The organism is Bacillus cereus group sp. MG1 (assembly GCF_040460035.1).
In the GTDB taxonomy this organism is placed as follows: domain Bacteria; phylum Bacillota; class Bacilli; order Bacillales; family Bacillaceae_G; genus Bacillus_A; species Bacillus_A cereus.
In genome coordinates, this window is record NZ_JARVGY010000011.1 from 1 (window position 1) to 10657 (window position 10657).

Genomic DNA, 10657 nt, shown 5'->3' on the forward strand with positions numbered 1-10657 from the left:
TAGCATGGAGAACAAATATTCTTAATACAATTATGTTCCGCTGCGCTTTACGTCTAAAGGGACTATAAGTGCATCCAAACAACACTCCTTAACTGAAGCTTTGCCCAACCCCATATAAAAATATCAATCCCCCAACCCCTTCTCCAAGGGGATTCCCTCGGCGGTAGCCAGCCCAAAACGTACTGCGTTTTGAGGACTGCAAGAGGGTCTTGGTCAAAGTTCCCTATCAACTCCTTAATGCTCCATCATTTCGCTATCGCTTCATTCCGTCCGCTTACCGTTGACAGGTACTGTATGTATTCCTCCACCGTTCAAAAGCTAACATCCATATATTAAAAAGTCTCTTTTTATATTCACCATGACAACATAATGTCTCCGCTGCCTTGCAAAATATCCTCGCCAACACTCGCCATTTTTTTCACACCTCCCACGATCCAGGGGAATTTTTTTGTAGTGGAATGACTACTTCCTCTACAAACATAATTATTTTTTTGTTTTACAGGAAGAGCCTCAACTATTCTCTACTTTTCAAACATCATCCAATCTATTGATACAATCACATTCTTTATGAGAATCACTGTCGGAACAGCCATAGAATAGAACTACAGCTATTTCTATATTCATTCCTAGACCCATTCCAATAAAAAAGAGCATAAGGAAATCCGATCCCACTTCTAGTTCAAAGTGGTGAAATAGGCTGTGCCTACTGAATTTCTAAAGCTCTCTAACTGGGATTCAAAAAACACCCTTGTAGGTCGTTTTGAGTCCTTTTAACATCTATTTGTAGGTCTCTTTGAGACCTTTGTAGTACGTTTTGTGGACGTTTTAAAAGTAATTAGTAACAAATAAAAAAAGAGCCCCATAAATAGGGACTCTTTTTTCAATACTCATCAATTCCACCATTTCACTTTACTGCATTACGATGATTGCACATAAGATTCAACAAAATCACGAAGTATCTGCCTACCTCTCATCTTCCAAGATGCGTCAACACCTAGCAAGCCTATAATTTCATTGACCGTATTCATGTGATAACAAACAGAAAAAGACAGTCATAAAAGTTTGCCGAAATTTAAAATACGCATATAACCCTACCAAAAACCATATGCGAATATAACCTGTTTTCCACTAGCAAATATTAATACCGATTTCATCATACACAAGCTATCTAAAGATAGAATAGCCCCTAAATTATTTTGTCTCACTATCATCTGGAATATATTCAATTAAATCCGATAGTTTAACATTTAACTTTTCACAGATCGGTAACAATGTATCTATTCTTAAAGACGACACATTATCATTACGCCACAACTTATTGATAGAGTTACGACTTACCCCTGTCATCCTAACCAACTCTGCAACATTATCTATATTCTTTACCGCCATAATCACACGGAAGTTATTTACTACTTTCATTTTTTATACTCCTTTTTCTCATGAAATATACATACTATTTTTCTTATAAAGGCACTTTTGTGCAAATAATAGTTGTTTTTTAACCTTTTAAACACAACTTTAGCACTTTATAAAACATTTTTAAACCTGTATGGAATAAAAAATCACATTATGCATTATTTCATACTTCATTCAAACGAAAATTAATTTCTATACATATAAGGTTATTTATTGCGTTCATTTAAACTAATTTAAAACCTATTTAAATAAAAATGTTCAAAATATGCATTATTTCATACTTTATTTGTTGAAAAATTAACCTAATAAAGTTAATATTAATCAATGTGATATAGAATTTTAATAATTGGAGGTCATTATTTTGGCGTATGTAATATCAAAAAAAGTAAAAGGAAACATTTACTTTTATGTAGCTCAATACGTTGGAACACAACCATATTACTCAAAGCAATACAAATATAAATGCATTTACGCAATCGGCAATCAAAAAATAGCTTTAGAAAGAATCGCAATGTGGCTATTAGATAACAACCGTATACCAAAAGAACTACTAGAAATCGGAGTATCCATAAACGATGTGAAATATTGGTATGAAAAAGTTGAAAAAACATTACAGAACTACTCTTTAACTAACCATAAAAATACCTGAAAGGAGCATTAACATGGCATTTCTAACAAATTACAAAGCAAACGGAAAAAGATACTTTTATGTAGAAAAATATGTTGGTAAAAAACCATATACCTGCAAACAAAGTGAACGTATTTATTCGATTGGAAACGAAAGAATCACATTAGAAAGGCTCACTTTATGGATTTTAGATAACAGTTTCATTCCAAGCGAATTAATAAAGATTGGAATATCAATTGACGATATAGAAAACTGGAGAGAAAAAGTAGAAAATACCATAAAAAGATACTCTCTATAACTAAAAACAAGAAAAAAAGACTGATATTTTTGTCAGTCTTTTTTCTTTAACTATTTATATTTTTTCATCACAAAAGGGTTAGGTGTTTTAATAATATATTTATATATTTAATAAAAGTTATGCGTGACTTTTTGATTTTTTCATTTGCGAACCAAAGCAAACAGACTTTAAGAGTAAAAAGGATTAAAAATATACAGGAATCACGAAATAAAAAATTCACGGAAATAACAAATTCAAATATAATCCAAACATCTTTTTTTCATCACACGATCTATAATAACTCATTTAAAACGGTGCAACTTTTTAAAGATACAAAGTATCTATAGATTGAATATGCGAGCAAAGTTTTTTCGTTTTCAGTTCGTCATGGAGGTACTATATAAACTCCGTAATTTTGGAGTACAGAATTACAGAAAAAACGGAAAACAAAAATTTCGAAAATCGAAAAATCGAGATTTCAAATTTAATAAATTTCAACATCAAATCTCATATCAAAAGTCCAAAATCAACCTCAAAAAAAATTTAGAATTTCCCAAAACTTATTTTCAAAAAAATATTAAAAAACGTGCGGTATTTTATCGATATAAATATATCTAAAAAAATTCATGCGCACACCTTAGGTTTTCACCTCGTACAGTAGTAAAACGAAATCATCAGAACAAAATATATCTCGAAATAAACTTTAAAAATAAACTCACAAATTCACGAAATTTAAATTTAAGAAAAAATCTTTCTTGTTAGTTCTCAGTTAGATCATAAAAAAACTTTTGAATGCTACTTGCTACACTAAGAAGGTTTTCTTTCAATACAACAAAGAGAGAACCAAACTTAATATTAAGCCTGGTTCTCTCTTTGTCATTCAAACATCATCAACCGCACCACATTTTTCACATTTAACCCAACATTTATATGAGTAATATACATCTTCACCATCTTTGACCTTACTTTTTGAAATCCGATAAATTTTCATTTCTTCGTTATAACATTCCCAACAGGTATGTTTAACAATATCACCTTTTTTATACAAAACTATTCAACCTCCATTTCATCAATCAAATGACCGTTATATTCTTGTTTCTCACTTTCCGTTAACTCTTGATATTCTTGTTCAAACTTCATCAAATCCTTATTCCACATTGCAATTAATCTATAATAATACTCATTTTTATCTATACTCTTATACTTGTCCAATTCGCCATTTTCGTATTTTTTCGCATAATCTTTTAACAATCCAGCGTACACAATTAATTGTCGACCTTTTAAAGCTAAATAAAACACGTCAAACACATCTTGACTCACTGACATTTCATAATCTTTTGCTGAATACTTCGCAACCTCCGCAACTGCATTTCCTTCTCTGATTAACTCTACTTTTTGAATATGTACTTGCGTAATCTCTGGCATATCTGTTACTTCTCGCCACATTTCTAACCATTCTTCCTGTTTAATATAAAGTTCTTTTTTCTTAAAATAGCTTTTATCAACACAAAGTAATACGTGAAAATGAGGATTATATGTATCATAATTCGGGTTATGATCATCTACTTTCAAGCCACGAGAATCATAATATGCTTTTCTCTTTTTATTGTTATACATTTCTTCAGTGATAAATCGTTCTTTATCATACGTCATTTCTAGCTTTCTAATATAACCCTTAATAGAGCGTTGAATATTACGTCTATCAAATAACTTTTTAAAAGCTTTATTAAATCTATCAATCTCGCCTTTTACCATATCAGCTTTAATATTTGGGGTTGTTAATGTTAGGAAAAGAAACTCTTTTTTTTCTTCAATCTTGATTGCTTCCATCATCGTTGCGATTTTCACTGCGTCCTTTCCTGCTTTTCTCCAAGCGCAAATTGGACAAAAACGATTTTTGCAATCATTCCCCTTTACTCGTTTCTTTTTCTTTTTATCTTTCGTAGCCACAAACTCATTAAAAGTACTACATGATTTAAACAATTCTCTCCCGCTCTCACTCATTTTCTTCTCTATAAATTCATAAATTCTTATATTCTGTTTCTTTTTAGGTTGTAATTTACCAGTGATTTCATCTTGATTTTTCTTTGTCATGTTTGATATATTAGTCCTATCTGAATTGCTTAAAAAAGGGTATACGAATCCCTTTTTCGGACTTGCTCCTTTCTTGGTAGTTATTGTTTTTAATTCGACACTAAAAATGATAAATCTATCCACCTAGGAATGCAAGTCTTTTTTTTTAGAAATCCCTTGTGTATCAAGGGATAAAACCATACATAGGCATCAATTTCGTTGCCGAAATAGTTACCTATGTATTAAAGAAAGAAGAAAACCGTATTTTTCGTGTCCGAAAAATCATAAAAAAATGCCCCTCAATCCACTTCGTGGACAAGGGCATTTTTTTCTTTCAAACACAAAAATTCTTCTATCTCCCAAACGCTTCATTTTCACTTCTAAACGTTTTTAAGAGATTTATAATATTTTCCCCTTAAGGAATACATGATGATAGCGTAACAAAGAAATAAACTCGTCAATTAGTATCCTTTCTTTCATGGTTTTCTCCATAAATTTTAAAGTGTATTTTTTTCTCATTTTTTTAAAACACTTTTTTTACACAAATAAAAGACCTGAAAACCCTTGATGTTCCTGTATTTTCGATAGATTTAACCCCTTTATTTTTGGGGTCACACAACCCGTATTACATAGGGGGGTTGTGACGTCATCATTCATAGCAAATTCTTAACCCCAAAACAGATATTTTTGTGTGCTTGTCCGAGATGCTTTTTAAAGAAGTGTGAGAAATTCTCAACCTTTACCTGCTTATTAGAGTAACAGGTAACTTTCTCTGCACCTCTACTCTTTTTTACAAACAAAACGTATCAAGCACATTGTCTTTTTCCTCTTTGTTGATACCAATGTATTTGAGCGTTATTTTAGGTGCGCTATGATTCAAAATTTCTTGCAACATAGCAACATCTTTTGTTTGTTTATAGAACCAATAGCCGAAAGTCTTTCTCATGGTATGAGTACCGATAGATTCCACTCCTGCGAAATCTCCTGCCTTTTGCAACTGTCGGTACACTTGGATTTTACTTATAGGCCTGTCTCCTTTGCGAGAAGGAAAAAGCCATTTACTTTCCAATCCTGCTGCATACAAATAAACCTCTTCAAAAATAGATGTAATGTTCACCATTCGTTCCTTTTTCGTTTTGCCTTCCCTAATTTTCAATTCTTTTCTACGTTTCTTCTTCAATTCCAAAATCATAGATGTTTCTAAATTCAATAAGTCACTCACACGAAGACCCGTATTGATTCCAATCACGAATAAAATATAATCACGATCAGTGCAATGACGTTTGAGCGCCCATTTCATATCTTGCAACTGCTCCTTGCTTCGAATCGGTTGTACATCAATCAAATGCTCTTTTTTACTCATCAGCCCATACCCTCTTTATTTACAGTGTTTTGAATGTATACTTTTTGTTGTATATGTTGAGAGTATCAGCAATTTTGATGTAAAGTCAATGATTTCGTATTTTTGAATGTAAACTAATGTGTAAAAGTTTACATTCAACATTTAACGCAAAAGAGACATGTACAAATACAACTAACGTCCACTAGCGAGGGCATAGCGTATCGCTATGCCCTTCCAAACGAATTCACCTTGTCTTCCCCCTCTTTTGTCAGCGACAAGTAGCGAGGACGTTATACAAGGCTCTACAATCTTCCCTATCTTTTGCACCGAAATATAAATTTGTTTACATATTTCTAAAAATGAGTATAATTGTATTAACGGTTAATACGTTCTAACTGTTATAACTTTCTAACTAAACGTCATAATAATACAGAGAGATTAAACACAACAAACAAAAGAGAAAACTAAAAAGACCGAAAAAACCCAAAGCAAACAAACAAAACAAACATAAAATCACACTATATAATTCGAAAAACTCAATACAAACACAAAGTGGCAATTAGACTACGCCAAAAAATAGTGTGGCAAATTCCAAGGAGGAAGTCCAAATGACAGCAAACACTCGCCACATGGAAACACAAAAAATCGAACGTAAAGTTACTAAAATCGGCAATTCTTTAGGTTTAACATTACCGCAAGAATTTTACACTACTCTAAATATCAAACAAGGTGACGTTGTAAGTTTAGAAATTAACGAAGAAAACGAACAAATCGTTATAAAAAAATCCAAAAAAATTTCTATGCCAGAGGGTCTCAATCCTAAGTTCTTGGAATCCTTAAACAGAACCATCAATAAATTTGACGGTGCATTTAAAGATTTGGTAAACAGATAATTATCCTTCAGGCGTGGAGGAAAGTAGGAAAACCGAAATGACAATTTATATAACAGAAACTCAAGCTATTTTTATCAATGAAACACTTATCGATATGTATTCACCTAACGAACAAAGAGGTGTTAAAGATACGGGGTTATTACAATCAGCAATATACCGTCCACAACAAACAGTAGCACAAGAGGATGCATATCCGACTATCTTCCACAAAGCCACTGCATTATTTGAATCACTGGCTAAAAACCATGCATTCTATAATGCAAACAAAAGAACGGCATTGGCTTGCCTAGAAATGTTTCTGTTATACAATGAGTACGAATTAAAAATATCTGAACAAGAAGCTTCAGACTTCACTGTTAACGTGGTAGAACAGCGATTATCTTTTGACGAAATTTTAAATGTCATAAAAGAAAACTCATCAAAATTACCTTCAAATTAATCGAGTAGAGGGAAAATAAAGTAATTATTCTCGCCCCTCTCACACCACCGTACATACGGTTCCGTATACGGCGGTTCAGTTTATATTACAGTGTGAACTTTTAGATAGCGTTCTAAAGAAGAAGGGAATCCCCTCTTCTTTAGTCTTTGATTTGAGATGGCTCTTTGAACAACTTTCGATAACCCTATATATCGGAAGCCCTTTCGACAGTAGGTTAATCCCTTCGCTTCTTCCTCCGGAATCCCTAGTTGAACAAGCGATTTGATTTGTTTCTTCGGTACTTTCCATTGCTTCCAGATAATCACTCTAATTCTGGCGCGGAGCTTCTGGTCTACTCGCTCCAGAACACCTTTCATATTTGTACTCCTGAAGTAATTGACCCATCCAAATATCACTTGTTTAAGTTTCAATATTCGATAGTCTAACGGTACACTCCAGCTTCGTTTTGTCAGTTGGTGCAGTTTTCTTTGAAATTTTTGTACCGAGATTGGATGTGGTTTCGTTTGATATCTCTTATCCTTGAGGGTGTAATAATATCCAAACCCTAAAAATTTTAAATCTTTTGGCCGAGAGATTTTACTCTTTTCTGTATTGACTATCAAGCCTAGTTTCTTTTCTATGAATCTCACGATTGATTTCATCACTCTGCCCGCTGCCTTCTCACTCCTCACAAAGATAAGAGCGTCATCAGCGTATCTCACAAATTGAAGTCCTCTACCCTCGAGTTCCTTATCCAGTTCGTTCAACATAATGTTACTCAGTAAAGGGCTGAGATTGCCTCCTTGCGGAGTTCCGACTGGTGTTTCTTCATATTTCCCATTCACCATAACTCCACTGACTAGATACTTTCTTATGAGAGAAATGACGTCTCCGTCATGTATTGAGTTAGATATAATTCGCATCAATTTATCGTGATGAACTGTGTCAAAGAATCTCTCCAAATCAATATCTACTATCCAATCATATCCGTTGTTTAGAAATTCCAAGCTTTTAACAATTGCCATCTCACAACTTCTTTTTGGTCTAAAACCATAACTGAATTCACTGAACTGCTTCTCAAATATCGGGCTGAGTATTTGATGAATGGCTTGTTGAACGACTCTATCCACTACTGTTGGTATTCCCAGCTTGCGCATCTTGCCATTCTCTTTTGGGATTTCCACTCTTAAGGCAGCTTGTGGTTGGTATTTCCTTGTTCTAATGCGCTGACGTAGCTCGTCCTTGTGCTCTTTCAGATATTGCTTTAGTTCTTCGACTGTTACACCATCAACTCCACTAACACCTTTGTTTTTATAAACGCGTAAGTAGGCTTCATTCATATTTTTGTTGCTTAAAATTGCTTCTAAGAGTTCCACACTCGTTTCTCCTTTCCCTTCACGTAGTAAGTGACAACTCCATTTTGATTATCCTTTGAGATACGCTCATACTTTCATCATTAACATATTCGGAGTACGTCACTTACGCATTCATGGCGTTGAAACACTATAAACTGTTCGGCCCTTCATGAATTTGTTCCACTACTATGGCTTCGGCTGACTTCTTGCGGTTAACCATTTTCGACTGTACTGTTAGTACATCCGCAAGATCTCCCAGGGTAAGGCAGCTATCTTTCCTCTTTTACTCGCCTGATTTACTCTACAAAGTTACGCACATCTTTTGGACTTTAACTTGTTATGGAGCCTCATCCCTTTATAAAGCCTTCATATCAGGTTTCTGTTCGTCGAGCCAAGATTTTATTCCACGCTTCCTCCAGCCCTTACCTCACGGTAAGTACCTTGCGCTTCCTTAGTGGTTGGTCGATGTGTACCCCCACAGTGGACTTCCACCACCTAGATAGTTGCCATGCCTGGCACACATAAAAAAAGACGTGGTCAAATACCACGTCTTTTTTTATTACAACCTTTTATTGTAGTTCTGAATATTCTATAATCTTTAACGAGAGGAGGAAATTCATGAAAAATAGATATGAACACTTAAAAAATGGCTATACGGCAATTTTTTTCAAAGACTCCAATAATAAAGAAACTGCTTTCTTTATTGATACAGATTGCTTCGAAATAGCTAATTCTCACGATTTTTACTGGGAAAACTACTTAGTTAATAGCCAAGGAAAACGAATGCGGTATAATATCATCGGAAGAAAAAAAGGTGAAAGTTCAAAAACACAACTATCTCGATTACTCCTAGAATGCAACACACAAAAAGAAGCATGTTACAACATCACAGGAAACCCTCTAGATCTACGAAAATGTAATTTACTTAAAACAAACATGGGTAAAGTTAAAACAAAAGAATTTCAAGAAGAAATGAACAAACTTATCAAAACTGTACCCCCATTACCGCAAATACAATTAAAAAATATCAATGAAAAAGAAAAAGATGTTGCCATTTCCCCAAAAAATGATAACATCAGATTACTAACTGACGAACAAAACAACACTTACATACTTTTAGAAAACGGTATAATAACAGCCGAAATCGAAAAAAAGTATGCAAAATTTCTCGTCAAACAACTTAGTCATTCTATTACGACTTAAAAATCTATAAGTAACTTTGAATACATTCTAAAAGACACAATTTATATGTCAATAACCACAAAAAAAGAATCCTATTTACAGGGTTCTTTTTTTATTACTTTCTATCCTTCTGCTAATAATCCATTCAATTCTTCTGTGGCATCCTTAGGATGCCAATAGCCATTCTCCAAAAGTTTTAGATAATATCCCCATATACTCACATCAACAATTTGCGAGGACATTATGCAAGGCTCTACAAACCTCGTAAGATCAATAACAATAATTTGCGAGGACGTTATACAAAGCTCTACAATCTTCCCTAAAAAAAATAAAAAGGTCCATAATGGACCTAATAACAAACAACAATCTATTTTCATTCATATTCACTCAAAAAATGCTCCAATGCCAATTCTAATAGGTCGGACTTGTCAAAACGCTCTCTTTCTGACAGTTTATCGAGACGTTTCGCAACTTCTTTGCTCAAAATAACCGTTTTTCGCGTCCTATCGTCCCTTCTAAGAGTTTTTATTTCTTCATGAAGAGTTTTGTGCTTTTTCGTTCTTTCTCTATCTGTACGCCAAAATAAGAGCATTTCATGAAGGTCTGCTATATCTTCACTTGTCAAAACTTCAGATACTTTCACTGTATTACCATGTTTCACTCCTAATTCACCTTTAGTCTCGCTTTTAATACCTTGTATTATCTTAGGTAAATCATTAACACCACTTTTACTATTTCGCTTCACCATATCCATAATATTTTCTTCTAATGGCTCTGGGTTATCTTTGTCATTGTAGAACCATTCTTTAGTGCTACTATCAAAAGCATACCCCAAAGCCTTCAGCTTTCTTTGTAACGTGCTGTTGTTAATTCCTAAAACATTAGCTATCTCTTTCAATTTCTCGCCTTTCTTGAGGCTTTCTAACACTTCAAACACCTTCATATTGCTTTCATCCCCTTCACATATATCCCACACAAATAAAATTCAATGTGTAATATGCAATACCTTCATACAACATTAAAGTGAAACTAATATTACTTTGTATGACTATATGTGAATTAGAGTCACACAA

General features: G+C 33.6%; 11 protein-coding genes. 5 read left to right on the forward strand and 6 right to left on the reverse strand.

Annotation, left to right across the window (positions count from 1 at the left end; translation table 11 throughout):
• Positions 1–1191: 1191 nt before the first annotated feature.
• Complete coding sequence (locus QCI79_RS34760) at positions 1192–1419, reverse strand: helix-turn-helix domain-containing protein (protein WP_000869766.1); 228 nt, start codon at positions 1417–1419, stop codon at positions 1192–1194.
• Positions 1420–1777: 358 nt separating this feature from the next.
• Between QCI79_RS34760 and QCI79_RS34765 the strand changes: the two genes are divergently transcribed.
• Both QCI79_RS34765 and QCI79_RS34770 read left to right on the forward strand, forming a co-directional pair.
• Complete coding sequence (locus tag QCI79_RS34765) at positions 1778–2065, forward strand: hypothetical protein (RefSeq protein WP_000332102.1); 288 nt, start codon at positions 1778–1780, stop codon at positions 2063–2065.
• 13 nt (positions 2066–2078) lie between these two features.
• The gene (locus tag QCI79_RS34770) at positions 2079–2342 is read left to right on the forward strand and encodes a hypothetical protein (protein WP_000874968.1); all 264 of its coding nucleotides are present in this window, start codon (positions 2079–2081) and stop codon (positions 2340–2342) included.
• A gap of 859 nt (positions 2343–3201) precedes the next feature.
• On the opposite strand, the gene QCI79_RS34775 is transcribed toward QCI79_RS34770, so the two are convergent.
• The 3 genes from QCI79_RS34775 to QCI79_RS34785 form a co-directional block, all read right to left on the reverse strand.
• A complete protein-coding gene (locus QCI79_RS34775; RefSeq protein WP_011279307.1) occupies positions 3202–3369 on the reverse strand; it encodes a hypothetical protein in 168 nt (55 codons plus the stop codon).
• Between the two features lie 2 nt (positions 3370–3371).
• The gene (locus tag QCI79_RS34780) at positions 3372–4415 is read right to left on the reverse strand and encodes a protein rep (RefSeq protein WP_021727501.1); all 1044 of its coding nucleotides are present in this window, start codon (positions 4413–4415) and stop codon (positions 3372–3374) included.
• A 769-nt stretch (positions 4416–5184) separates the two neighbouring features.
• Positions 5185–5757, reverse strand: a complete 573-nt coding sequence (locus tag QCI79_RS34785) for a tyrosine-type recombinase/integrase (RefSeq protein ID WP_011279306.1) — start codon at positions 5755–5757, stop codon at positions 5185–5187.
• A 587-nt stretch (positions 5758–6344) separates the two neighbouring features.
• On the opposite strand from QCI79_RS34785, the gene QCI79_RS34790 reads away from it, so the two are divergent.
• Together QCI79_RS34790 and QCI79_RS34795 are read left to right on the forward strand one after the other, a co-directional pair.
• A complete protein-coding gene (locus tag QCI79_RS34790; RefSeq protein WP_021727500.1) occupies positions 6345–6629 on the forward strand; it encodes an AbrB/MazE/SpoVT family DNA-binding domain-containing protein in 285 nt (94 codons plus the stop codon).
• Positions 6630–6666: 37 nt separating this feature from the next.
• Positions 6667–7068 carry a type II toxin-antitoxin system death-on-curing family toxin gene (locus QCI79_RS34795; RefSeq protein WP_021727499.1) on the forward strand — a complete coding sequence of 134 codons (402 nt, stop codon included), beginning with the start codon at positions 6667–6669 and terminating at the stop codon, positions 7066–7068.
• 80 nt (positions 7069–7148) lie between these two features.
• Here the strand turns inward: QCI79_RS34795 and ltrA are convergent, their stop codons facing one another.
• Positions 7149–8423: a group II intron reverse transcriptase/maturase gene (gene ltrA / locus QCI79_RS34800; protein ID WP_021727498.1), complete on the reverse strand. Its 1275-nt coding sequence runs from the start codon at positions 8421–8423 to the stop codon at positions 7149–7151.
• Positions 8424–9020: 597 nt separating this feature from the next.
• Between ltrA and QCI79_RS34805 the strand changes: the two genes are divergently transcribed.
• Entirely contained in the window at positions 9021–9605 is a 585-nt protein-coding gene (locus tag QCI79_RS34805; protein WP_021727497.1) for a hypothetical protein, read from the forward strand.
• Between the two features lie 352 nt (positions 9606–9957).
• Here the strand turns inward: QCI79_RS34805 and QCI79_RS34810 are convergent, their stop codons facing one another.
• Complete coding sequence (locus QCI79_RS34810; RefSeq protein ID WP_021727495.1) at positions 9958–10527, reverse strand: ribbon-helix-helix domain-containing protein; 570 nt, start codon at positions 10525–10527, stop codon at positions 9958–9960.
• Positions 10528–10657 lie beyond the last annotated feature (130 nt).

Excerpts from the sequence above, each read along its gene's own strand:
- QCI79_RS34760 (WP_000869766.1), bottom strand. The coding sequence starts at position 1,419 with ATGAAAGTAGTAAATAACTTCCGTGTGATTATGGCGGTAAAGAATATA.
- QCI79_RS34770 (WP_000874968.1), top strand. The coding sequence starts at position 2,079 with ATGGCATTTCTAACAAATTACAAAGCAAACGGAAAAAGATACTTTTAT.
- QCI79_RS34780 (WP_021727501.1), bottom strand. The coding sequence starts at position 4,415 with ATGACAAAGAAAAATCAAGATGAAATCACTGGTAAATTACAACCTAAA.
- QCI79_RS34785 (WP_011279306.1), bottom strand. The coding sequence starts at position 5,757 with ATGAGTAAAAAAGAGCATTTGATTGATGTACAACCGATTCGAAGCAAG.
- QCI79_RS34790 (WP_021727500.1), top strand. The coding sequence starts at position 6,345 with ATGACAGCAAACACTCGCCACATGGAAACACAAAAAATCGAACGTAAA.
- QCI79_RS34795 (WP_021727499.1), top strand. The coding sequence starts at position 6,667 with ATGACAATTTATATAACAGAAACTCAAGCTATTTTTATCAATGAAACA.
- QCI79_RS34805 (WP_021727497.1), top strand. The coding sequence starts at position 9,021 with ATGAAAAATAGATATGAACACTTAAAAAATGGCTATACGGCAATTTTT.
- QCI79_RS34810 (WP_021727495.1), bottom strand. The coding sequence starts at position 10,527 with ATGAAGGTGTTTGAAGTGTTAGAAAGCCTCAAGAAAGGCGAGAAATTG.